Here is a 22,330-nt window from a genome sequence, read left to right as displayed (position 1 = left end):
AGCGATCAACCGGAGGTTTGATGTACCCGGGCACTCACGCTCAGCAGGCGCCCGACCGTCCTGCCGTCATCGTCGCCGAGACCGGGGCGACAATGACGTACCGACAACTCGATGACGACTCCGCAGCACTGGCGCGAGTACTGCACGACGCCGGTCTCCGCCGCGGCGACGTGGTGGCGCTGCTGTCCGACAACAGCCCCGAAGCGCTGGTCGTGCTCTGGGCAACCCAGCGCTCGGGACTGTACGTCACCGCCATCAACCACCATCTGACGGCGCAGGAGGCCGCCTACATCGTCCGCGATTCGGGTGCGCGGGCATTGATTGCCTCCGCGGCCCTCGACGAGTTGGCGGCATCCGTCGTCACCCAGATCGACGGTCCCGAACTGCGAATGGCTTTCGGCGGGCCGATCGAGGGGTTCGACTCGCTGGAGATGGCGTTGGCCGCGGCGGGCCCGCGGCTGAAGCGACAGCCGTGCGGGGCGATCATGCTGTACTCGTCGGGAACCACGGGGTTTCCCAAGGGAATTCGGCCTGCACTGCCCGACCGCGGTGTCGAGGAGCCCGGTGACCCGACCGTCGCGATCGCGAGCCGGCTGTACGGCATCACGGCCGCCGACGTCTACCTCTCCCCCGCGCCGATCTATCACGCCGCCCCGTTGCGGTGGTGCGCCATGGTGCACGCGCTCGGTGGAACCGTGGTGCTGGCAAAGAGATTCGATGCGGAACAAGCCCTGGCGCACATCGAGCGATATCAGGTCACGGTCACCCAGCTGGTGCCGACGATGTTCGTGCGGATGCTCAAACTGGACCCGCAGGTTCGCAGCCGCTATGACCTGTCGAGCCTGCGGTCGGTCATCCACGCCGCCGCACCCTGCCCCGTGGACGTCAAGCAGGCGATGATCGACTGGCTGGGCCCGGTGCTCTACGAGTATTACAGCGCCACCGAAGTGCACGGAATGACGTTCGTCGACACCGCGCAATGGCTGACCCACCCGGGATCCGTGGGCCGAAGCGTGCTGGGAATCCTGCACATCTGCGACGACTACGGCCGTGAGCTCCCACCGGGTTCGGTCGGAACGGTGTACTTCGAACGGGACTGTATGCCGTTTGACTACCATAACGATCCGGACCGGACCGCCGCCGCCCAGCACCCGCAGCATCCGTTCTGGACCACCGTGGGTGATCTCGGCTACGTCGACGACGAGGGTTATCTGTACCTGGTGGACCGCAAGTCGTTCATGATCATCTCGGGGGGAGTGAACATCTATCCCCAAGAGGTCGAGAACGCCCTCACGTTGCACCCCGCCGTGCACGATGTGGCCGTCATCGGCGTCCCCGACGCCGAAATGGGGGAGCAGGTCAAGGCGGTCGTCCAGCTCGCCTCGGGCGTCGAGCGCTCCGAGGAACTCGCGCAGGAGCTGATCGACTATGCGCGGGCGCGCATCGCACACTACAAAGCCCCCCGATCCGTGGACTTCGTCGACGACCTACCGCGTACCCCGACAGGCAAACTCGTCAAAGGCAAACTTCGGGACCGTTACGTGGCGGTCGCGCAGTGACCGGACCGACGTCCGCGCTGTCGGGGCTGTTGTCCCCTGGGTTGCCGGCAGGCACGGCGGCATTCGTCACCGGTGGCGGCAGCGGAATCAACCTGGCCATCGCGCACGGGTTGGCCTCGGTGGGAGCCGACGTCGCGATCTGTGGCCGCTCGCAGGAGAAACTGGACGCCGCAGCGTCTCAGCTGCGAGACCACGGCGTGCGGGTGGCGCCGGTCGCCGCCGACGTCCGCGACGACAAGTCGCTGGCCCAGGCGATCGACACGGCCGCCGAGACATTCGGGCGCCTGGACACCGTGGTGGCCGGGGCCGCAGGTAACTTCTTCGCCTCCGCGGAGACAATCAGCGCCAACGGGTTTCGCACCGTCGTCGACATCGATCTTCTCGGCAGTTTCAACACCGCCCGGGCCGCCTTCGACACCTGCGAACCACTCGCGGCAGCATCCTTTTCATCTCGGCCGGTCAGGCATATCTGCCCTTCGCCAACCAATCTCAGGTCGGTGCGGCGAAGGCCGGTGTCGACAACCTGATGGCCAACCTGGCGTTCGGGGGGCCGCTTCGGTATCCGGTCGAACTCGCTTGTGCCCGGCCCGATCAGGGAGACCGAGGGCATGCGTCGACTGACGGAGCCGGTCGGATCGGCGGTGTGGACGGAGGCCGTGCCACTGAGCCGGTTCGGTGACGCGCACGAGGTCGCCGCGATGGCCGTCGTGCTGTCCTCGCCGCTGGCGTCCTACGTCACCGGCGCGCGCATCGTCGTCGACGGCGGCCTCGGACTGTCCGGGCTGGGATCGATCAGCCGCGCGCTCGACAGCACCCGCAGTGCCGCGCGGGCCGACGTTATCGATTGATCGCCGGGCGGGAAGGAAAGTCAGCATCATGTCGCAGTACGGGCCGCATCTGGCGGTGCTCGCCATGGTCCCGTCCCCGCTGTACGTCCCGATCGCGACCACTGTTTGGCATTGGATGAGGACCCGAAAGCGATGATCCTACGGCGCTGACCGCAGCGTCCAGGCGTGCCCGCGGTAGTGCATCACCGTACGGCTCACCGGCGCAACGTCGATGCGCCAGAACGATTCCGGCGGTGCATCCAGCGCGACCAGGATGGCGGCGCGCACCACCGCGGGGTGGGTCACCGCGATCAGCCGGCCGCGGCGCTCGGCCAGCCCGTCCATCCAGTCCCGCACCCGATCGACCAGCTCGACGACCGTCTCACCGCCATGCGGCGCGCGCGTCGGGTCGGTCAACCAGATCGCCAGATCGTCCGGAGGCAGCCGGCCCAGCACATCGCCTCGCCAACGACCGCAGTCGAGGTCGGCCAACCGCGGTTCGACCGACGCCGCCAAGCCGAGCAGATCCGCGGTCTGGCGGGTCCGCTTCTCGGGCGCGCACAACGCGACGTCGGCCACACCCAGTTCGGTGCACACGCCGATCTGACGATGCCCGACCGAGTTGAGCGCCTCGTCGGTGGGAAACCGGCCGGCCGCCATCGCATCGGTCATGGCGTGGGACACCAACGTCAGCCGGACCACTTCGGTCATGCCGCGATGGCGTTCTCCCGCTTGGACTCCAGCAGCCGGGCCGCCATCGCACCGAACACCAACGCGATCGTCGCGTACATCACGACCTGGGTGCCCAGCGAGTACAGCCGGAACTCGTAGAGGACGTCGGCGGGGAAACCTTCGTACACCATGTTGCCCGCCTCGTCGCGCAGCGGCCCCGGCGTCTCGTCGATGGTCGGCAGGATCAGCATCACCACGGCGACGGCCACCACGTAGCCGCCCGCGGCCACCAGCGCCGCGTTCCAGGCGCCCAGCCGCGCGGCGAGCCGGCGCCCCAGAACCACCGCGCCCACCAACAACGCGGCGGAGAGCGCCACCATCAGCAGGTACAGCAGCGTGCGCTGGCGGATGGTCTCGTCCAGGCTCAACGCGGGCGGGCTGGGCGGATACTTCAGCGCGGGAACGACGAACAGGCTCAACAACATTCCGCCGGCCACATACAACGACAGCACGCGCGCCGAGACGTTGCCGATCCGCCCGTAGGTCACCGCGAAGACGACGGCGAACAGCGCGCCGATCGCGACGCCGAACGCCAGCACCCCGAAGCCCATGCCGATGTTGGCCTGTACGCCGCGGGTGAACCCTTCGAACGCGTCACCGCCATGGTGGTGATGTCCGCCGTGGCCACCGAGCGCCTCATGCGCGGCGCCGACGCCCTCCTCGTAACCGATCGCCCGCTCGATCACCGGCTCGACGAAGAGCCGGGCGAACAGGAACGCGACCACCCCGGCCAGGGCGCCGGCCAGCACGCCGCGCCCGATTATCTGCTTCTCCATCGGTCAGTGGCAGGGGAAGCCGAGCAGGTGGCGGGCGTCGTGCACGAACTCGTGAATGACGGTGTTGCTGCCGAACACCGAAGTCGCGCCCTGATCCATCCCCACGAAATAGATCACCAGGAGCGCGAAGAACGCGGTCAGCGTCAGCCAGGCGACTGCCTTGGCTGCGGAGAAGTCGATTGCAGGAGCGATCGACCTGCGGGCCTCAGGAGAGGTCATTTCGGTGTCCTTTCGGGGAGTTCGCGTCCCGGTTGGAGGCGGACGACAGGCATCGGGTCTGACTTGACACAGTGGCGCGACCGTTCTGGATTCTCACCAGATTCCTCTGCCTGCCGATTACACCGCACATCGTAAGCAATCGCCTGCCGAACCGGGACACCGGCAACGCAAAAGCCCCCGAACCGAGGTTCGGGGGCTTTGCGTGATGGAGCTATTCGACCGCGCTGGTCGCGCCTGCCGCGCCGGCTTGAGCCAGGTCCGGCTCTTCCACCTTGGCCGGCTTCTTGGTGCCGGTGAAGGTGAACACCGCGTCCTCGCCAGCGCCCTCGCCGTCCCAGTTGTCGACGTCGACGGTGACGAGCTGGCCGGGTCCGATCTCCTCGAACAGGATCTTCTCCGACAGCTGGTCCTCGATCTCGCGCTGGATGGTGCGGCGCAGCGGCCGGGCGCCGAGCACCGGGTCGAACCCGCGCTTGGCAAGCAGCTGCTTGGCCTTGTCGGTCAGCTCCAGAGCCATGTCCTTGCTCTTGAGCTGCTCGCCCACCCGACCGATCATCAGGTCCACCATCCGCACGATCTCGTCCTCGGTCAGCTGATGGAAGACGATGATGTCGTCGATGCGGTTGAGGAACTCCGGGCGGAAGTGCTTCTTGAGTTCGTCGTGAACCTTCTGCTTCATCCGCTCGTAGTCATTCTCGCCGCCGCCCTGGGTGAAGCCCAGGCCGACCGCCTTGGAGATGTCCTTGGTGCCGAGGTTCGACGTGAAGATCAGCACGGTGTTCTTGAAGTCGACCGTGCGACCCTGACCGTCGGTCAGCCGGCCGTCCTCCAGGACCTGCAACAGGCTGTTGTAGATCTCCTGGTGGGCCTTCTCGATCTCGTCGAACAGCACCACGGAGAACGGCTTGCGGCGCACCTTCTCGGTGAGCTGGCCGCCCTCCTCGTAGCCGACATACCCCGGCGGCGCGCCGAACAGCCGCGACGCGGTGAACCGGTCGTGGAACTCGCCCATGTCGATCTGGATGAGCGCGTCGTCGTCGCCGAACAGGAACTCGGCCAGCGCCTTGGACAGCTCGGTCTTCCCGACGCCGGACGGCCCGGCGAAGATGAACGAGCCCGACGGCCGCTTGGGGTCCTTCAGCCCGGCACGGGTGCGCCGGATCGCCTTGGAGACGGCCCTGACGGCGTCCTCCTGGCCGATGATCCGCTTGTGCAGCTCGTCCTCCATGCGCAGCAGCCGAGTGGTCTCCTCCTCGGTCAGCTTGAACACGGGGATACCGGTCCAGTTGCCCAGCACCTCGGCGATCTGCTCGTCGTCGACCTCGGCGACCACGTCGAGATCACCCGAACGCCACTGCTTCTCGCGCTCGGCGCGCTGAGCAACCAGCTGCTTCTCCTGATCTCGCAGACGCGCGGCCTTCTCGAAGTCCTGCGCGTCGATCGCGGACTCCTTCTCGCGGCGGGCGTCGGCGATCTTCTCGTCGAACTCCCGCAGATCAGGCGGTGCGGTCATCCGACGGATCCGCATCCGGGCGCCGGCCTCGTCGATCAGGTCGATCGCCTTGTCCGGCAGGTAGCGGTCGTTGATGTAGCGGTCGGCCAACGTGGCCGCCGCGACCACCGCGCCGTCGGTGATCGAGACCCGGTGGTGGGCCTCGTAGCGGTCGCGCAGCCCCTTGAGGATCTCGATGGTGTGCTCCACCGTCGGCTCCCCGACCTGCACCGGCTGGAAGCGGCGCTCCAACGCGGCGTCCTTCTCGATGTACTTGCGGTACTCGTCGAGCGTGGTGGCGCCGATGGTCTGCAGCTCGCCGCGGGCCAGCTTCGGCTTGAGGATGCTGGCGGCGTCGATGGCACCTTCGGCCGCGCCCGCACCGACCAGCGTGTGCAGCTCGTCGATGAACAGGATGATGTCGCCGCGAGTGTTGATCTCCTTGAGCACCTTCTTCAGGCGTTCCTCGAAGTCACCGCGGTAACGGCTGCCGGCCACCAGTGAGCCGAGGTCCAGCGTGTAGAGCTGCTTGTCCTTCAGCGTCTCCGGGACCTCGCCGTGCACGATGGCCTGTGCCAGCCCCTCGACGACGGCGGTCTTGCCGACGCCGGGCTCGCCGATCAGCACCGGGTTGTTCTTGGTGCGCCGGCTCAGCACCTGCATCACCCGCTCGATTTCCTTCTCGCGGCCGATGACCGGGTCGAGCTTGCCTTCCATCGCGGCGGCGGTCAGGTTGCGGCCGAACTGGTCGAGCACCAGCGACGTCGACGGTGAGCCGGACTCTCCTCCGCGGCCACCGGTACCGGCCTCGGCGGTCTCCTTGCCCTGGTATCCGCTCAGCAGCTGGATGACCTGCTGGCGCACCCGGGTCAGCTCGGCGCCCAGTTTGACCAACACCTGGGCGGCCACGCCTTCGCCCTCACGGATCAGCCCGAGCAGGATGTGCTCGGTGCCGATGTAGTTGTGCCCGAGTTGCAGCGCCTCGCGCAGGCTCAGCTCCAGCACCTTCTTGGCGCGTGGGGTGAACGGGATGTGACCGGACGGCGCCTGCTGGCCCTGGCCGATGATCTCCTCGACCTGGCTGCGCACGCCTTCCAGCGAGATGCCCAGCGACTCCAGCGACTTGGCCGCTACACCCTCGCCCTCGTGAATAAGTCCCAACAGGATGTGCTCGGTGCCGATGTAGTTGTGGTTGAGCATCCGGGCCTCTTCTTGAGCCAGGACGACGACCCTGCGGGCGCGGTCGGTGAATCTCTCAAACATCGGTGGTTACCTGCTCTCCATCAAATAGGTACGGTGCCGCCCGCCCCGAAAGGCTCCGGAAACGCACTGCACCTGCCGTCCACTCTAATGGGCGGTGCTCCCCGCCGCCCCGTCCGGCGGTCTGCTGTGAGCGGACAACCGGGAGGCCCGTGCCACATCGGGTGATTACCCGGTGGCTACCGATTAGCAACGCGTCGGGAGGCGGATTCGTTTCCGGGGTAGACACCGTGGCGGGTTCGCGTGCGGCGAACAAGCCCACCGAGGGCTACCGACAGGGTTCATCGGCGAACACAGGGCGTTCGGGCAACTAGCCGTTATGTTGCCGCATGGAAGGCGTCGATGATGTCGGCGGGGATGCGTCCGCGGGTCGACACGTTGTGGCCGTTGCGGCGCGCCCACTCCCGGATCGCGGCGCTCTGCTCGCGGTCGATCGCCGCGCGGCCGCGGCCCGATCCAGCCGAGCGGCCCCGCCGGCGACCGCCCACCCGGCGACCGGCTTCCACCCATTGCTTCAAGTCGTTACGCAGCTTCGCGGCATTCTTAGAAGAAAGGTCGATCTCGTAAGTCACACCATCGAGGCCGAATTCGACGGTCTCGTCGGCGGAGCCTTCGCCGTCGAAATCGTCGATCAACGTGACAGTCACTTTCTTCGCCATTTGCTCACGCCCTTCTACTTGAGAACTAGATCCAGACTTTAGTTCTCGAACCCTCGCACCAATCTGCCATATGTATGGGCGCCATTCAACATGTTTGGAAATAGTCCAGGTTAGGAGCCGTGACGTCGAACAATCGGGAACAAAACAGTCTCCCGAATCATCAAGCCCGTCAAAGCCATCATCAACCTATCGATGCCCATTCCGGTGCCTGTGGTCGGCGGCATCGCATACTCCAACGCGGTGAGGAAATCCTCATCGAGGGCCATTGCCTCGTCGTCACCGGCGGCCGCTGCTCGGGCCTGGGCTTCAAACCTTTCGCGTTGGATTATCGGGTCGATGAGTTCAGAGTAGCCGGTGGCGAGTTCTGTCCGGCGAACGTAAAGGTCCCACTTTTCCGTGACACCCTCGATCTCGCGGTGCGGGCGGGTCAACGGCGTCGTTTCGACTGGAAAATCGCGTACGAAGGTCGGTGCCCACAGCGTGTTACCGACCGTGTGCTCCCAAAGTTCCTCGACTAATTTGCCGTGACCGTAGCCGCGGTCGCGGGGAATCTCCACGCCGAGTCGGTCCGCGATCTTCCATAACTTGTCGGCCGGAGTTTGAGGGGTGATCTCTTCTCCGAGAGCATCCGACAGCGATGGATACATTTGAATGCTTTCCCATTCACCATCCAGGTCATAGATGGTGCCATCCGGCAATGGCACCTTTCTGGTGCCGATCGCTTCGTCGGCGACCTCCTGAATAAGCTCACGGGTGACAGTGGCCGAATCGTCGTAGGTGCCATACGCCTGATATGTCTCGAGCATCGCGAATTCGGGGGAATGCGTGGAATCGGCGCCCTCGTTTCGGAACACCCGATTCAACTCGAAAACCTTCTCGAAACCGCCGACCACGGCACGCTTGAGGAACAGTTCCGGGGCGATACGCAGATACAGGTCGGCATCGAGGGCATTGGAATGGGTGACGAACGGCCGCGCCGCCGCGCCACCGGCCAAGGTCTGCAGCATCGGCGTCTCGATCTCCAGAAAACCGCGCCGCTCCAGCGCTGATCGCAACGCCCTCACCACCGCCACCCGCTGCCGGGCGACCCGGCGCGCTTCTGGCCGCACGATCAGGTCGACGTAGCGCTGCCGCACCCGCGCCTCTTCGCTCATCTCCTTGTGCGCGACGGGAAGCGGCCGCAACGCCTTGGAGACTATTTGCCAGGAATCAGCCAGCACAGACAATTCGCCGCGCTTGGAGCTGATCACCTCGCCGTGGACGTAGACGACGTCGCCGAGGTCGGCGTCGGCCTTCCAGTCGTCCAGCGACTCCTGGCCGATGCGGTCGAGGCTGAACATCGCCTGCAGCTGGGTGCCGTCGCCTTCTTGCAGTGTCGCAAAGCACAGCTTTCCCGCGTTGCGCGCGAACATCACCCGCCCGGCGACGCCGACGATCTCACCCGTCGCGGTGTCGGCGGGCAGATCGGGATGGGCCTGGCGAATTTCGGCAAGCGTGTGGGTGCGGGGAACCTCGACCGGGTACGGGTCCCTCCCCTCGGCCAGCAGCCGCGCACGTTTGGCCTGACGGATCCGGTACTGCTCGGGAATGTCGGTGGCGTCGGGCGTATCAGCTGAGGTCACGTCGTGCCAGCCTATCGGGCTTGCTTGAGACGCCCCCGCTGGCTGTCGCGGTTGCGTTCGAAGACCAGCCGCAATCCACTCAGCGTCAGGTACTGGTCGTAGTGGTCGACGGTGCGCATATCGGGCAGCAGCAGCGGTGCGGTGTGGCCCGTCGCCACCACGGACACGTCCGATCCCGAGAAGCCGTCGACGTCGTCGCGGACGCGCTGCACCAGACCGTCGACCAGCCCGGCGAACCCGAAAATCGCACCGGCCTGCATACATTCGACGGTGTTCTTGCCGACCACCGAGCGCGGCCGGGTCAGCTCGACCCGACGCAGCGCGGCCGACCTGGCGGCCGAGGCGTCCGAGGAAACCTCGACGCCCGGCGCGATCGCCCCGCCAAGGAACTCTCCCTTGGCCGAGACCACGTCGACACAGATCGAGGAACCGAAATCCACCACGATCGAGGCGGTGCCGAACTTGTGGAAGGCGGCCAGACAGTTGACGATGCGGTCGGCTCCGACCTCCTTCGGGTTGTCGACGAGCAGCGGAATCCCGGTGCGCACACCCGGTTCGATCAGCACGTGCGGCACCGCGGGCCAGTACTGGTCGAGCATCTCGCGCAGCTCGTGCATCACCGACGGCACGGTGGACAGCGCGACCGCGCCGGTCAGCCGTTCGGAGTCGTCGCCGATCAGGCCGTCGATGGTCAGCGCGAGCTCATCGGCGGTGACCTCCGGCTCGGTGCGGATGCGCCAGTCGTGCACCACCTTTGCGTGGTCACCGGAACCGGTTATCAGGCCGACGACGGTGTGGGTGTTGCGGACGTCGATCGCGAGCAGCACACGATCACCGCGACGACATCAGCTCGGCCGCGTCGGCCGGCACATGGGCGGGATCGTGCCCGAGGTCCACCTGCTTGTTGTCGGCGTCGACGAACACGATCCTGGGTTGATAGCTGCGCGCTTCGGCATCGTCCATCGTGCCGTAGGCGATCAGGATGACCAGATCGCCGGGATGCACCAGATGCGCCGCGGCACCGTTGATCCCGATCACACCGCTACCGCGCTCACCGGTGATCGCATAGGTCACCAACCGAGCGCCGTTGTCGATGTCGACGATCGTGACCTGTTCGCCTTCCAGTAGGTCCGCGGCATCCATCAGGTCGGCGTCGATGGTGACCGACCCGACGTAGTGAAGATCCGCCTGCGTGACCGTGGCGCGGTGGATCTTCGACTTCAGCATGGTCCGAAACATCAATTCCTCCAAGGAAGTTCGTGTTCGTCGTATTCAACGTGCGGGCCGGGGCCGGACGGCACCCCGATGTCGATGGCGATGTTGTCCAGCAGCCGGGTGCCACCAAGCCGGGCGGCGACGAGCATGCGGCCCGCGCCGGTGGTCGGCGCCGGACCGAGCGTGGGGTCACGCACCTGCAGGTAGTCGATCTCGATGGCAGGCACCTCGTCGAGCACCGCATGCGCGGCGTCCAACGCCGCGGCGGTTCCCTCCCCCGCCGCGTACATGCCCGCCAGCAGCGCAGCTGAGAGCGCGCCGGCCTGCTCGCGTTCGGTCGGGTTGAGGTAGCGGTTCCGCGACGACATCGCCAGCCCGTCGGCCTCCCGCACGATCGGCACCCCGACGATCGAAACAGCCAGGTTGAAGTCGGCGACCATCTGGCGGATCAGGACGAGCTGCTGGTAGTCCTTCTCGCCGAAGAACGCGCGGTCCGGGTTGACGATGTTGAGCAGCTTGAGAACGACGGTCAGCACGCCGGCGAAATGCGTTGGCCGCACGGCGCCTTCGAGCTCGTTGCCGAGCGGGCCCGGCTGCACACAGGTGCGAACGCCGTCGGGATACATGTCGGCCGCGGTCGGGGTGAACGCGATCTCGACGCCTTCGTTGCGAAGCGCGCCCAGATCGTCGTCCAGCGTGCGCGGATAGGCGTCGAGGTCTTCGTTCGCGCCGAACTGCAGCGGGTTGACGAAAATCGACACCACCACGACCGCGCCCTGGACCCGTTTGGCCGCCCGGATCAGGGTCAGGTGCCCTTCGTGCAGGGCGCCCATCGTCGGCACCAGCATCACCCGGCGCCCGGTGGCGCGCAACGCCTTGGTGACGCCGGAGACGTCGCGGGGACTGGTGTAGACGTTCAACTCGCCCGCGGCGAACTGTGGTTGGTGGTCGATCATGGCCGCCCGGCTTCCTGGAGCACCGTGAACACTTCGTCGGGGGCGTGTGCACGCTGCGCGGTGCGCAGCGAATTGGTCCGATAAGCCTGCGCCAGTTGCGGGTCCACTTCGGCCAGCGCGTGCAGATGGTTCGCGACCGCGGGTGCGTCGCCGCGGGCGACCGGGCCGGTCAGCGCGGCCTGTCCCCGCTGCAGCGCGTTCTCCAGCGCCGCTCGTGCCAGCGGCCCGACGACCCGTTCCGCCAGCCCGCCCGGCGCGTCTCCGACCAGTTCCTGGCCGAGCAGCTCCTGGCCCCACAACGCCGAGCGCAGCGCCTCGACCGCGTCCAGAAGGACGGTGACGAGGTGGTTGCTGGCATGGGCCAACGCCGCGTGGTAGAGGGTGCGGGCGTCTTCGCGCACCCGGAACGGTTCACCGCCGATCTCCAGCACCAGGGACTGGGCGATCGCGTACCCCACCTCGTCGGCGGCGGTGATGCCGAAGCAGGCGTCGGGCAGCCGTTCGATGTCCTCATCGGCGCCGGTGAACGTCATGGCCGGATGGATCGCAAGGGGGATGCAGCCGTTGTCGGCCAGCGGGGCCAGCACGGCCACCCCGTTGGCGCCCGAGGTGTGCGCGACGATGGTGCCCGGGCGCACCGCCCCGGTGGCGGCCAGGCCCGACACCAACCCCGCGAGCTCGGTGTCGGGCACCGACAACAACAACAGCTCGGCGCGGGCGGCGACCTCGTCCAGTGGCAGTACGAGCGTGTCAGGCAGCCGGCGCCGCGCGCGCTCGCGCGACGCCTGCGAGACCGCGCTGCAGGCCACCACGACGTGCTGCGCGCGCTCCAACGCCACGCCCAGCGCGGAACCCACCCGACCAGCGGAAATGATGCCGACCGAGAGCCGCGCGGGGCGGAATACGTCGGGCGTCCCCATGCAGCGACCTCGCTGAGTGTCAGTAGTGTGTACGTTCCAGTCCCGCGGTGCGGGTACCGGACGGTCGGAAAAAGATTAACTCACTCCTCGCGGCGGCGACGACGCCCGCCCCCCGTCGGGCTGGCTTGCAGCCGGGCCAGCAGCTCGGCCACCGATTGCCCGCCGGTCTGTTCGCCATCCTCCATGCGCCGCCGCCGTCGCGGCACGGGCTGCTCTGGCGGCTCTGGCTCGGCGGCCGTGGGCTGCTCGGCGGCCGGACGGCCGGGGTCGGCGGCCTCGGCGGGCACCGAGTGCCTGCCACGCCGCGGCGGTTCGTACTGCGACGGCGGGGGCGGCGGCACGGGCGGCGGTGGTGGCGGCGACGGCTCGGGTGCGCGGCGCCTGCCCACGTACTCCTCGGCGGCCTCCTCGGCAGCGGGGGGCTCTTCGACGGGGGCCACCCAGTTGCTGCCCGGTGTCCCCGGCGGCAGCCACTGTCCGTCGGCCGGTGCGGGCTGCCACTCGGTCGCGCGGACGTGCCGGGCCGGCTCCGGCTGCTGCGGCGCGGACTCTTCGGGTGGGACCCAACCGAAGTGGGTGCCGCTCGGTGCGGGTTCGGGTTCCGGCGCCGGTGCCGGCGGCGGTGGCGGTGGCGGCGGCGGTGGCGGCGGCGGAGGCGTCCACGCCCTGGGCTCCTCGGCGAAGTGCCGCGGACGCTCGGGTTCGGGCTCGGGCTCGGGCTCTGGGGCCCTGCGGTGCACGCCCTCGGCGCTCGGCGTCGGAGGGCCCCAATCGAACTCGGGCGGATGGGGTTCGGCCGCGACGTCGATGATCGGGCTTTCGTCGGTCTGGGCGGTGAGGTCGTCCTGGTAGCCGGTGTCGACGCGGCTGGCGCCGAGCTGACCGGAAGGTTGTTCGTCACGCGCCCAGTCGCTGTAGGCCCGCACCGTCGTGCGTTCGGTTTCCAACGCGGGCCGCTCCGACAGCTCGGCGTCGAACAGCACCTCCAAATGGCTGCGCAAGGCCGCCAGTTCGGCCCGCAACGCGGCCACCTCGTCGGCGGCCTGGGCGCGCATCTCGGATGCGAGTTCGCGACGCAGATGGGTCTCCACCGACAGCTCGTACTCACGGCGGGCGGAGATCTCGCGCTCCAGCTGCAAGTCGTAGACCAACTTGAGGTCACGCACCTTGGCCTGGTCGGCGTCGCTTTGCCTGCGGTAGATCACGGAAACGAACGCCGCCACCACGGCGGCCCACAACGCCAGAATGACCGCGAGCTTGAGCAGTTCGACCCGGTTGGTGAAAACCAAAGCGGAGCTGGCCGCGATCGCAAGGACCAGCAACACACTCAGCAGCACCCAACTCGGCCTGCGGCCGCTGCGCCGCGGCCGGGCGCTGCGGGGCAGATCGGTCATGGGCCGACTGTACCCGGCACAGGTCACCTCGCGTGTCGACCGCAGCGGCGATTCGGCGCGCCGGCGCCGGGGCGGCGTTAATCGGTTGCGGCGTCGGCGTTGTCCTCGGGCTCGTTCGGCGACTTGCAGCAATGCTGTAGCCACAACGCGGCGATCACCAACGCCAACGCGCACCCGGCGGCGACGACGGTGCCCACGGTGTCCTCGCCCGCGACCCGCAATGCCGAACGCCGTGGTAGCAGGTATAGCAGCACGCCCAACCACCAGCCGAGCACCAGCGCACCCACCCACGCCGAGGCCTTGGCGATCACCACCGACCGGGCTACCGCCAGCGGGTGCAGCCAACCCGGGCCGTCGCCGATCTGCCCGTCGCGGATCTTGGCGCGGATGTAGAAGGCCCACACCGCCTCCGCGATCGCCACCGCGAGCAGCGACAACCCCGTCCACACGGTGATCGGCGGAAACCACTTGTAGAGCAGCAGCACCAGCAGATAGCCGAGGACCACCATGACCGCCGTCGCGGCGGTCAGGTCACGCGTGCGGGTGGGTCCCATCAGCTCAGCGTCAGCTCGGTCAGTCGCACCCCGGCACGGTCGTCGGGGTCCAGCGCGGCGAGCAGGTCTCGCACCGGGTGGGTGACCCCGTCGACGGTCAGCGTCGCGTCGGGTTGCACGGCGAGCCACGGGACGAGCACGAACGCGCGCTGATGAGCACGCGGGTGCGGCAACGTCAGATCGTCGTCGCTACAGACCACCTCGCGGTCTTCCTCACGGCAGGTGATCAGATCCACGTCGAGCGTGCGGGGTCCCCAGCGTTCGGCGCGCACCCGCTCGGCGGCGCGCTCCAACTCCTGGGCGCGGCGCAACCATCCGGGTGCGTCGCGGCCCGGATCCTCGGCGATCACCACCGCGTTGAGGAACGGGTCCTGTGCCACCCCGCCCCACGGCTCGGTCTCGTAGACCGGCGACACCACCCGCACCGCGCCGGCGAGGCCGTCGACGACCGACTGCAGCCTCGCGCGCCGATCACCTATGTTCGAGCCGATCGACAGCACCACCCGGGTCACGCGTTGCCGCCTGCACCTTCGCGCCGGGACCGTCGCGCCACCACCGCGACGTCGGCGAAGTCCAACGGAATGGGTGCGCCGGGTTTGTGCACCGCGACCTCGGCCGCATGCACGCGGCCGTCGGCCATGACCGCGTCGGCGATCTCGCCTGCCACCGTCTCGATCAGGTTGCGCGCCGGCCCGGCGACGATATCGGCGGCCAACTTGGCCAGCGCGCCGTAGTCGATGGTGTCGGCCAGGTCGTCGCTGGCCGCGGCCGGTGCCAGGTCCGCCCACACAGTGATGTCGACGACGAAGTCCTGACCGTCGCGGCGTTCATGCTCGAAGACGCCATGGTGACCGCGAACAGTCAAGCCGTGCAACTCGATTCGGTCAGCCACCGGGTTCGCCCCCCGTCTCCGATGACCACGCTTGCAACACCTTGAGGGCGTCGACCGAGGCCCGCACGTCGTGCACCCGCACCCCCCACGCGCCGTGCAGTCCGGCCAGCGCCGAGATCACCGCGGTCGCGGTTTCCCGCCCGTCGGGCGGGCGCGGTTGCCCGGCGGCATCGGCCAGCAGCGTGCCGAGGAAACGCTTGCGCGAGGCGCCAACGAGGACCGGGATTCCGGTGGCGACGAACTCGGGCAGCGCGCGCAACAGCGTCCAATTGTGTTGTCCGGTCTTGGCGAAACCCAGGCCGGGGTCGATGATCAGGTGTCCAGGGTCGACGCCGGCCGCCACGGCGGTGTCGACGTTGGCGAGCAGTTCGGCCCGCACGTCGGCGACCACGTCGCGGTAGGCGGGCACCTCGTGCGGTCGTTCGGCGTTGACCGAACGCCAGTGCATCAGCACCCAGGGCACCTTGGCGTCGGCCAGCAACGGCGCCATGTTCGGGTCTGCGCGGCCGCCGGAGACGTCGTTGACGATCTTGGCGCCGTTCTCCAGCGCAGCGCGGGCGACCTCGGCGTGCATGGTGTCGATGCTGATCGTGAGTCCCTGTGCAGCAAGCTCTTTGATCACCGGTAGCACGCGCGATGTTTCGATCTTGGGATCGATGCGGGTGGCGCCTGGCCGCGTCGACTCGCCGCCGACGTCGATGATCTGGGCGCCGTCGGCGGCCATCGCCAGCCCATGTTCGACCGCGCGGTCGCGGTCGAGGAACAACCCCCCGTCGGAGAACGAGTCGTCGGTGACGTTCACGACCCCCATGACCTGCACGTGCGTTTCCGGACGGACCATGAGGCTGGGCGGGCTCACTTCCGAAGGATCAGATCCAGCGCCTCGGCGCGCGATGCCGCATCGCATTTGAACTGTCCGCGTACCGCGGATGTGGTGGTGATGGCGCCCGGCTTTCGAACGCCGCGCATCGCCATGCACAGATGCTCGGCCTCGATCACGACGATCACGCCGCGCGGATCGAGCTTGCGCATCAACGCATCTGCGATCTGTCCAGTCAACCGTTCCTGCACCTGCGGACGTTTGGCGTACAGGTCGACGAGGCGCGCGATCTTGGACAGACCGGTCACCCGGCCGTCGGCGCCCGGGATATAGCCGACGTGTGCGGCGCCGTGAAACGACACCAGGTGATGTTCGCACGTGGAGTACAACGGGATCTGTTTGACCAGCACCAGTTCGTCGTGCTGTTCGTCGAACGTGGTGTCCAGCACGGTATCCGGGTCGGTGTACAGACCGGCGAACAACTCCCGATACGCGCGCGCCACCCGGGCCGGGGTCTGCTCGAGCCCATGCCGGTCGGGGTCCTCGCCCACAGCGATCAGCAGCTCGCGAACCGCCGCCTCCGCGCGCACCTGATCGAATGTCGCGGGCGAGAACGTACCGGGTGAGATGGTGACCGAATTGCGGTGCGACCGCGTCATTTACGCCTCCTGTAGCGCCGGATGTCAGCCGTGCGTCGGCGGGTTGGGCCGCCCGCCCGACCGTTCGCTGTCCTGGCCCTGATCGTCGTTGGGATTCGGCGCCGACGGCTGCGGGTAGGGCTGCTGGTACGGCGGATACGGCGCAGGTGCACCGCCTGGGTGCTGCCATCCCGGATGCTGCGGCGGCGGATACCAGTAGCCGTGCGGCTGCTGGTGCTGCGGCTGCTGCTGGTGCTGCTGCGGCGGCCATCCGGGCGCGTGCCAGCCGGCCGGAGCGCCGTAGTCCGGCTGCGTCGGGCCGGCAGCGGGAGCGCCGTTGCCGCCGTGCCCGTTCGCGCCGTTCTGGGCCTGCCGCGCGGCGGCTTCCCTGCTGGCCTGCGCGATGGCGGCCTTGAACGCCGGCTCGGGCACCGGTTTGGGCCATTCCTCGCCGCGTTCCATCGCCAGCTCGCCTGGCGTCTTGATCGGCGGCTTGTCCGACGGCACCCGGCCGCCGAAGTCGTCGAACATGGTCAGCCTCGGCCGCTTCTTGACCTCGCTGAAGATGGCTTCCAGCTCGCGGCGGTGCAGTGTCTCCTTCTCCAGCAGTTCGCCGGCCAGGACGTCGAGCACGTCGCGGTATTCGGTGAGGATCTCCCACGCCTCGGTGTGGGCGGCCTCGATGAGCTTGCGGACCTCGTCGTCGATGTCGCGGGCCACCTCGTGGCTGTAATCGGCCTGGGTGCCCATGGTGCGCCCGAGGAACGGGTCGCCGTGTTCGGTGCCGTAGCGCACCGCGCCGAGCTTGGAGCTCATGCCGTACTCGGTGACCATCGCGCGGGCGATCTTGGTGGCCTGCTCGATGTCGGAGACCGCGCCGGTGGTCGGCTCGCGGAACACCAGCTCCTCGGCGGCACGTCCGCCCATGGCGAACACCAGCCGCGCGATCATCTCCGAGCGGGTCATCAAACCCTTGTCGTCCTCGGGCACCGACATCGCGTGCCCGCCGGTGCGGCCCCGCGCCAAGATCGTGACCTTGTAGATCGGGTCGATGTCGGGCATCGCCCACGCGGCCAGGGTGTGCCCGCCCTCGTGGTAGGCGGTGATCTTCTTCTCGTGCTCGCTGATGATGCGGCTCTTGCGGCGCGGCCCGCCCACGACGCGGTCGACGGCCTCCTCCAGCGCGGGCCCGGTGATGACGGTGCCGTTCTCGCGGGCGGTGAGCAGGGCGGCCTCGTTGATGACGTTGGCCAGGTCGGCGCCGGACATGCCGACGGTCCGCTTGGCCAGGCCCTCGAGGTCGGCGTCGGGCGCCATCGGCTTGCCCTGCGAATGCACCTTGAGCACGGCCCGCCGGCCCGCCAGGTCGGGGCTGGTGACCGGGATCTGCCGGTCGAAGCGGCCTGGCCGCAGCAGCGCGGGGTCGAGGATGTCCGGCCGGTTGGTGGCGGCGATCAGGATGACGCCCTGGCGGTCGCCGAACCCGTCCATCTCCACCAGCAGCTGGTTCAGCGTCTGCTCACGTTCGTCGTGGCCGCCGCCCAGCCCGGCGCCGCGCTGACGGCCCACGGCGTCGATCTCGTCGACGAAGATGATGCACGGACTGTTCTGCTTGGCCTGCTCGAACAGGTCGCGCACCCGGGAGGCGCCGACGCCGACGAACATCTCGACGAAGTCCGAGCCCGAGATCGTGAAGAACGGAACGCCTGCCTCGCCGGCCACGGCGCGGGCCAGCAGCGTCTTACCGGTGCCGGGCGGGCCGTAGAGCAGCACACCCTTGGGGATCTTGGCGCCCAACGCCTGATACCTGCTGGGGTTCTGCAGGAAATCCTTGATCTCGTAGAGCTCCTCGACCGCCTCGTCGACGCCCGCGACGTCGGCGAACGTGGTCTTGGGCATGTCCTTGGACAGCTGCTTGGCCCGCGACTTGCCGAATCCGAAGCCCATCCGGCCGCCGGTCTGCATCCGCGAGAACATCACGAACAGACCGACCAGCAGCAGCAGCGGCAGCAGGTAGATCAACAGTGAACCGAGCATCGAGCCCTGGTTGACGACCGTGTTGACCTTGGCGCCCTTGCTCTGCAGCGCCTCGAACACCGTCACTCCGTAGCCGGTGGGGTATTTGGTGATGATCTTGTCGCTGTCGGAGGTGTCGGCGTTGCCGTTCTTGAGGTCCAGGCGCAGCTGCTGCTCGCGGTCGTCGATCTGCGCGCTCTCGACGTTGTCGCTGTTGATCTGCGCCATCGCCACCGTGGTGTCGACGGGCTTGAACTCGCGGGTGTCGTCGCTGAAGTAGAAAAACGACCAACCCAGCAGCAACAGGACCGCGATGACGGTCAGCGTGCGGATCACATTTTTGCGGTTCATCAAGCCTCGGCCTTCGTCGGCGTCATGTGTTTCGGCCGCCCGCGGCCGGTCTCCTTCCGATACGTGCAGCTAGGAACTTCCAGGCTACCGCTAGACCAACGAATCAAGGTTCCCGACGGGTGCCGACCCCGGCTGCCGCCGAACGTGGGTTACCCGCACGCCCCAAGCGCTCGCGGCGTGCGACAACCTCACACTCGGCCTCACACTCGGCGAGCGGACTGTGCTTTGGTAGTGACCGTGCTCACCCCGACCGAGCGGTTAGTCGAAACCAACGGCGTGCAACTGCGGGTGGTCGAGGCCGGCGAACGCGGCGCTCCGCTGGTGGTGCTGGCCCACGGCTTCCCCGAACTGGCCTACTCATGGCGGCACCAGATCCCGGCGCTGGCCGAAGCCGGCTTTCACGTGCTGGCGCCCGACCAGCGCGGTTACGGCGGATCGTCGAAGCCCGACGCGATCGACGCCTACACCGTCGTCGAGCTCAGCGCCGACATCGTGGGCCTGCTCGACGACGTCGGCGCCGAACGCGCGGCGATCGTCGGCCACGACTTCGGCGGCGTGGTGGCCTGGGCGGCGCCGCTGCTGCATCCGGACCGGTTCGCCGGGGTGGCCGGGCTGAGCGTGCCGCCGGTGCCTCGGTCGCGGGTGCCGACCACCCAGGCGTTCCGCAAGATGTTCGGCGACAACTTCTTCTACATCCTGTACTTCCAGCAACCCGGCCCCGCCGACGAGGACCTCAACCGCGACCCGGCCACCACGATGCGCAAGCTGTTCGGCTCGTTGACGACCTCCTCCGATGAGGCCGCGGCGCTGCGCATGATCCAACCGGGCCCGGAAGGCTTCATCGAGCGCATCCCCGAGCCGGGCGGCCTGCCCGACTGGCTGAGCCAGGACGAGTTCGACCACTACGTCGCCGAGTTCACCAAGCACGGGTTCACCGCGCCGTTGAACTGGTATCGCTGTTTCGACCGCAACTGGGAGCTGACCGCGCCCAACCCGTCCGGGGTTCCGGCCGCCACCATCACCGTGCCCGCGTTGTTCATCGGCGGCACCGCCGACCCGACCTTGGCCTACACGCCCCGTCACCGCGTCCGCGACATGGTGTCCGGCGACTACCGCGAGGTGATGATCGAGGGCGCGGGTCACTGGATCCAGCAGGAGCGTGCCGCCGAGGTGAACGTCGAACTCATCGAGTTTGTGAAGCGATTGGAGCTGTAGATGACGCGTCCGTTGAACTTCGGGGTGTTCATCACGCCGTTTCATCCCGTCGGCCAATCCCCCACGGTCGCTTTGGAATACGACCTTGACCGCACGGTGGCCCTGGACCGGCTCGGATACGACGAGGTCTGGTTCGGCGAGCACCACTCCGGCGGGTACGAGCTGATCGCCTGCCCGGAGGTGTTCATCGCCGCAGCCGCCGAGCGCACCAAGCACATTCGGCTCGGCACCGGTGTGGTGTCGCTGCCCTACCACCACCCGCTGATGGTGGCCGACCGCTGGGTGTTGCTCGACCACATCACCCGCGGGCGCGTGATGTTCGGCACCGGACCGGGCGCGCTGCCGTCGGACGCCTACATGATGGGCATCGATCCGGTCGATCAGCGCCGCATGATGCAGGAGTCGCTGGAGGCGATCCTGGCCCTGTTCCGCGCGACACCCGACGAACGGATCACCAGGACGTCGGACTGGTTCACCCTGCGTGACGCCGCACTTCACATCCGGCCATACACCTGGCCTTATCCCGAAATATCCACAGCGGCAATGATTTCACCGTCCGGTCCGCGCCTGGCCGGTGCGCTCGGCACGTCGCTGCTCTCGTTGTCGATGTCGGTGCCGGGCGGGTACGCCGCCTTGGAGAACACCTGGCAGGTCGTCGTCGACCAGGCCGAGAAGTCGGGTCGGCCAGAACCCGACCGCAGCAACTGGCGGGTGTTGTCGATCATGCACCTGGCCGACACCCGCGAGCAGGCCATCGAGGACTGCACCTACGGGCTGCAGGATTTCGCGAACTACTTCGGCGCCGCCGGGTTCGTCCCGCTGTCCAACAGCGTCGAGGGCGAGCAGCAGTCCCCGCGCGAGTTCGTCGCAGAGTATGCGGCCAAAGGCAACTGCTGCATCGGCACACCCGGTGACGCGGTCACCTACATCCACGACCTGCTCGAGCAGTCGGGTGGCTTCGGCACGCTGCTGCTGCTCGGCCATGACTGGGCGTCGCCGCAGGCGACCTACCACTCCTATGAACTGTTCGCCCGAGAGGTCATCCCGCACTTCAAGGGGCAGTTGACCGCGCCGCGGGCGTCGCACGACTGGGCCAAGGACATGCGTGATCAGCTGCTGGGCCGGGCAGGCGAAGCGATCGTCAACGCGATCACCGAGCACACCGACGAGCTCAAGAACCAGGAAAGCTGATGCGGGCCGCGGTTTTACGGAACGGGCGCATGGTGCTGCGCGACGACGTCCCCGAACCCGTGCCCGGGCCCGGACAGGTGCTGGTGGGCGTCAAGGCGTGCGGCATCTGCGGATCGGATCTGCACTTCGCCAAGCACGGCAACGACATGGTGAAGCTCAGCGCCGAGATGACGGGGCTGCCCGGCGGTGACGGCGCAATGCGGCTGGACCTCTCGCGTGACGTGTACCTCGGGCACGAGTTCAGCGCCGAAGTGCTCGAGGCCGGACCCGACACCGAAGCCCCCGCACCGGGCACGATCATCACCTCGGTTCCGGCGCTGCTGACCTCGACCGGCGTGGAGCCGATCGTGTACTCCAACACCACGATCGGCGGCTATGCCGAGCGGATGCTGTTGTCGGCGCCGCTGCTGCTCACGGTGCCCAACGGTCTGGATCCGCGCCACGCCGCGTTTACCGAGCCGATGGCCGTCGGGCTGCACGCGGTGAACAAGTCGGCCATCTCGCGCGGCGAAACGGCGCTGGTGCTCGGCTGCGGGCCGGTCGGCATAGCCATCATCGCCGCGCTGCGCCACCGTGGGGTGGAACACATTGTGGCCGCGGACTTCTCGCTCAAGCGCCGGGAGCTGTCCCAGACGATGGGCGCTCACGAAACCCTCGACCCCGCGCAGGGTTCCCCGTTTGAGGTCGCGACGCCCGCGGTGGTGTTCGAGGCGGTCGGGATGCCGGGCATCCTCAACGACGTGCTGCGACGGGCGCCCGCGGGCGCTCGGGTGGTGGTGGCGGGCGTGTGCATGGAGCCCGACACCGTGGTGCCGTTCTTCGGCACCGCCAAGGAGATCAGCGTGCAGTTCGTATTCGCCTACGACTTCGACGAGTTCGGCGAGTCGCTGCGGGCCATCGCGGAGGGTGAGATCGACGTCGCACCGCTGATCACCGGCGAGGTCGACCTGGCCGGGGTGAGCGCGGCGTTCGACGACCTGGCGCATCCCGACCAGCATTGCAAGGTCCTGGTGACCCCCTGA

23 protein-coding genes are annotated in these 22,330 nt (G+C 67.9%); 6 read left to right on the top strand and 17 right to left on the bottom strand.

All coding sequences use genetic code 11. From position 1 onward, the window contains the following. The first annotated feature begins 20 nt into the window (after positions 1-20). From G6N28_RS13930 to G6N28_RS27080, 3 genes are read left to right on the top strand one after another with little or no spacing between them, the layout of a single operon-like run. Positions 21-1,559: an AMP-binding protein gene (locus G6N28_RS13930; protein WP_163901157.1), complete on the top strand. Its 1,539-nt coding sequence runs from the start codon at positions 21-23 to the stop codon at positions 1,557-1,559. Beyond that, on the top strand, positions 1,556-2,086 hold the full coding sequence (locus G6N28_RS27085) for an SDR family NAD(P)-dependent oxidoreductase (protein WP_235674566.1): 531 nt from the start codon (positions 1,556-1,558) through the stop codon (positions 2,084-2,086). The genes G6N28_RS13930 and G6N28_RS27085 overlap by 4 nt, the downstream gene beginning before the upstream one ends. 33 nt (positions 2,087-2,119) lie before the next feature. Continuing rightward, positions 2,120-2,407: an SDR family oxidoreductase gene (locus G6N28_RS27080; protein WP_268950247.1), complete on the top strand. Its 288-nt coding sequence runs from the start codon at positions 2,120-2,122 to the stop codon at positions 2,405-2,407. A 138-nt stretch (positions 2,408-2,545) separates the two neighbouring features. Here the strand turns inward: G6N28_RS27080 and G6N28_RS13920 are convergent, their stop codons facing one another. The 17 genes from G6N28_RS13920 to ftsH all read right to left on the bottom strand — a co-directional run bounded on the left by G6N28_RS13920 (position 2,546) and on the right by ftsH (position 18,902). After that, entirely contained in the window at positions 2,546-3,097 is a 552-nt protein-coding gene (locus G6N28_RS13920; RefSeq protein WP_163901155.1) for a histidine phosphatase family protein, read from the bottom strand. Then, positions 3,094-3,894, bottom strand: coding sequence for a CbtA family protein (locus tag G6N28_RS13915; protein ID WP_163901153.1), 801 nt, complete (start codon positions 3,892-3,894; stop codon positions 3,094-3,096). Before G6N28_RS13915 ends, G6N28_RS13920 begins: the two co-directional genes overlap by 4 nt. A gap of 3 nt (positions 3,895-3,897) precedes the next feature. Beyond that, positions 3,898-4,113, bottom strand: coding sequence for a CbtB domain-containing protein (locus G6N28_RS13910; protein ID WP_163901151.1), 216 nt, complete (start codon positions 4,111-4,113; stop codon positions 3,898-3,900). A 211-nt stretch (positions 4,114-4,324) separates the two neighbouring features. After that, the gene (gene clpC1 / locus G6N28_RS13905; RefSeq protein WP_163901149.1) at positions 4,325-6,868 is read right to left on the bottom strand and encodes an ATP-dependent protease ATP-binding subunit ClpC; all 2,544 of its coding nucleotides are present in this window, start codon (positions 6,866-6,868) and stop codon (positions 4,325-4,327) included. 314 nt (positions 6,869-7,182) lie between these two features. Continuing rightward, a complete protein-coding gene (gene lsr2, locus G6N28_RS13900; RefSeq protein ID WP_163901146.1) occupies positions 7,183-7,524 on the bottom strand; it encodes a histone-like nucleoid-structuring protein Lsr2 in 342 nt (113 codons plus the stop codon). A 110-nt stretch (positions 7,525-7,634) separates the two neighbouring features. Beyond that, positions 7,635-9,146: a lysine--tRNA ligase gene (gene lysS, locus G6N28_RS13895; protein ID WP_163901144.1), complete on the bottom strand. Its 1,512-nt coding sequence runs from the start codon at positions 9,144-9,146 to the stop codon at positions 7,635-7,637. An 11-nt stretch (positions 9,147-9,157) separates the two neighbouring features. Beyond that, positions 9,158-9,973, bottom strand: coding sequence for a type III pantothenate kinase (locus tag G6N28_RS13890; RefSeq protein WP_163901142.1), 816 nt, complete (start codon positions 9,971-9,973; stop codon positions 9,158-9,160). Positions 9,974-9,977: 4 nt separating this feature from the next. Beyond that, positions 9,978-10,385 carry an aspartate 1-decarboxylase gene (gene panD, locus G6N28_RS13885; RefSeq protein ID WP_163901140.1) on the bottom strand — a complete coding sequence of 136 codons (408 nt, stop codon included), beginning with the start codon at positions 10,383-10,385 and terminating at the stop codon, positions 9,978-9,980. Further along, on the bottom strand, positions 10,385-11,317 hold the full coding sequence (gene panC / locus G6N28_RS13880; RefSeq protein WP_163901138.1) for a pantoate--beta-alanine ligase: 933 nt from the start codon (positions 11,315-11,317) through the stop codon (positions 10,385-10,387). The genes panD and panC overlap by 1 nt, the downstream gene beginning before the upstream one ends. Continuing rightward, positions 11,314-12,237 (bottom strand): Rossmann-like and DUF2520 domain-containing protein, encoded by a 924-nt coding sequence (locus G6N28_RS13875; RefSeq protein ID WP_163901136.1) that lies wholly within the window; start codon positions 12,235-12,237, stop codon positions 11,314-11,316. Before G6N28_RS13875 ends, panC begins: the two co-directional genes overlap by 4 nt. An 80-nt stretch (positions 12,238-12,317) precedes the next feature. After that, complete coding sequence (locus G6N28_RS13870) at positions 12,318-13,631, bottom strand: DUF6779 domain-containing protein (RefSeq protein WP_179962079.1); 1,314 nt, start codon at positions 13,629-13,631, stop codon at positions 12,318-12,320. A gap of 77 nt (positions 13,632-13,708) precedes the next feature. Beyond that, the gene (locus G6N28_RS13865; protein ID WP_163901132.1) at positions 13,709-14,185 is read right to left on the bottom strand and encodes a DUF3180 domain-containing protein; all 477 of its coding nucleotides are present in this window, start codon (positions 14,183-14,185) and stop codon (positions 13,709-13,711) included. Further along, positions 14,185-14,697: a 2-amino-4-hydroxy-6-hydroxymethyldihydropteridine diphosphokinase gene (gene folK / locus G6N28_RS13860; RefSeq protein ID WP_163901130.1), complete on the bottom strand. Its 513-nt coding sequence runs from the start codon at positions 14,695-14,697 to the stop codon at positions 14,185-14,187. Before folK ends, G6N28_RS13865 begins: the two co-directional genes overlap by 1 nt. Next, positions 14,694-15,077 (bottom strand): dihydroneopterin aldolase, encoded by a 384-nt coding sequence (gene folB, locus G6N28_RS13855; RefSeq protein WP_163901127.1) that lies wholly within the window; start codon positions 15,075-15,077, stop codon positions 14,694-14,696. Before folB ends, folK begins: the two co-directional genes overlap by 4 nt. Further along, the gene (gene folP / locus G6N28_RS13850; protein ID WP_179962199.1) at positions 15,070-15,918 is read right to left on the bottom strand and encodes a dihydropteroate synthase; all 849 of its coding nucleotides are present in this window, start codon (positions 15,916-15,918) and stop codon (positions 15,070-15,072) included. Before folP ends, folB begins: the two co-directional genes overlap by 8 nt. Positions 15,919-15,932: 14 nt before the next feature. Further along, positions 15,933-16,556, bottom strand: coding sequence for a GTP cyclohydrolase I FolE (folE, locus tag G6N28_RS13845; protein WP_163901122.1), 624 nt, complete (start codon positions 16,554-16,556; stop codon positions 15,933-15,935). Positions 16,557-16,580: 24 nt separating this feature from the next. Beyond that, positions 16,581-18,902 (bottom strand): ATP-dependent zinc metalloprotease FtsH, encoded by a 2,322-nt coding sequence (ftsH, locus tag G6N28_RS13840; protein WP_163901120.1) that lies wholly within the window; start codon positions 18,900-18,902, stop codon positions 16,581-16,583. 237 nt (positions 18,903-19,139) lie between these two features. Here ftsH and G6N28_RS13835 point away from each other — a divergent pair, with 237 nt between their 5' ends. The 3 genes from G6N28_RS13835 to G6N28_RS13825 are packed head-to-tail and all read left to right on the top strand — an operon-like array spanning position 19,140 to position 22,330. Continuing rightward, entirely contained in the window at positions 19,140-20,117 is a 978-nt protein-coding gene (locus tag G6N28_RS13835) for an alpha/beta fold hydrolase (protein WP_170307934.1), read from the top strand. Further along, a complete protein-coding gene (locus G6N28_RS13830; protein WP_163901116.1) occupies positions 20,118-21,308 on the top strand; it encodes an LLM class flavin-dependent oxidoreductase in 1,191 nt (396 codons plus the stop codon). It begins immediately after the preceding gene. After that, a complete protein-coding gene (locus tag G6N28_RS13825; RefSeq protein WP_163901114.1) occupies positions 21,308-22,330 on the top strand; it encodes a zinc-binding dehydrogenase in 1,023 nt (340 codons plus the stop codon). The genes G6N28_RS13830 and G6N28_RS13825 overlap by 1 nt, the downstream gene beginning before the upstream one ends.

Origin of the sequence: Mycolicibacterium pulveris, from assembly GCF_010725725.1 — a bacterium.
Taxonomy (GTDB): domain Bacteria; phylum Actinomycetota; class Actinomycetes; order Mycobacteriales; family Mycobacteriaceae; genus Mycobacterium; species Mycobacterium pulveris.
Note: the sequence above shows the minus strand (reverse complement) of the source record. Positions and strands in the feature narration are given on the sequence as shown.

Bases quoted from the DNA above. Each gene is read 5' to 3' on its own strand.
- G6N28_RS13910 (WP_163901151.1), bottom strand. From the start codon at position 4,113: ATGACCTCTCCTGAGGCCCGCAGGTCGATCGCTCCTGCAATCGACTTC.
- folP (WP_179962199.1), bottom strand. From the start codon at position 15,918: ATGGTCCGTCCGGAAACGCACGTGCAGGTCATGGGGGTCGTGAACGTC.
- panD (WP_163901140.1), bottom strand. From the start codon at position 10,385: ATGTTTCGGACCATGCTGAAGTCGAAGATCCACCGCGCCACGGTCACG.
- G6N28_RS13920 (WP_163901155.1), bottom strand. From the start codon at position 3,097: ATGACCGAAGTGGTCCGGCTGACGTTGGTGTCCCACGCCATGACCGAT.
- panC (WP_163901138.1), bottom strand. From the start codon at position 11,317: ATGATCGACCACCAACCACAGTTCGCCGCGGGCGAGTTGAACGTCTAC.
- G6N28_RS13930 (WP_163901157.1), top strand. From the start codon at position 21: ATGTACCCGGGCACTCACGCTCAGCAGGCGCCCGACCGTCCTGCCGTC.
- lsr2 (WP_163901146.1), bottom strand. From the start codon at position 7,524: ATGGCGAAGAAAGTGACTGTCACGTTGATCGACGATTTCGACGGCGAA.
- G6N28_RS13825 (WP_163901114.1), top strand. From the start codon at position 21,308: ATGCGGGCCGCGGTTTTACGGAACGGGCGCATGGTGCTGCGCGACGAC.
- G6N28_RS13830 (WP_163901116.1), top strand. From the start codon at position 20,118: ATGACGCGTCCGTTGAACTTCGGGGTGTTCATCACGCCGTTTCATCCC.
- folE (WP_163901122.1), bottom strand. From the start codon at position 16,556: ATGACGCGGTCGCACCGCAATTCGGTCACCATCTCACCCGGTACGTTC.
- clpC1 (WP_163901149.1), bottom strand. From the start codon at position 6,868: ATGTTTGAGAGATTCACCGACCGCGCCCGCAGGGTCGTCGTCCTGGCT.
- G6N28_RS13865 (WP_163901132.1), bottom strand. From the start codon at position 14,185: ATGGGACCCACCCGCACGCGTGACCTGACCGCCGCGACGGCGGTCATG.
- G6N28_RS13870 (WP_179962079.1), bottom strand. From the start codon at position 13,631: ATGACCGATCTGCCCCGCAGCGCCCGGCCGCGGCGCAGCGGCCGCAGG.
- G6N28_RS13915 (WP_163901153.1), bottom strand. From the start codon at position 3,894: ATGGAGAAGCAGATAATCGGGCGCGGCGTGCTGGCCGGCGCCCTGGCC.
- G6N28_RS13875 (WP_163901136.1), bottom strand. From the start codon at position 12,237: ATGGGGACGCCCGACGTATTCCGCCCCGCGCGGCTCTCGGTCGGCATC.
- ftsH (WP_163901120.1), bottom strand. From the start codon at position 18,902: ATGAACCGCAAAAATGTGATCCGCACGCTGACCGTCATCGCGGTCCTG.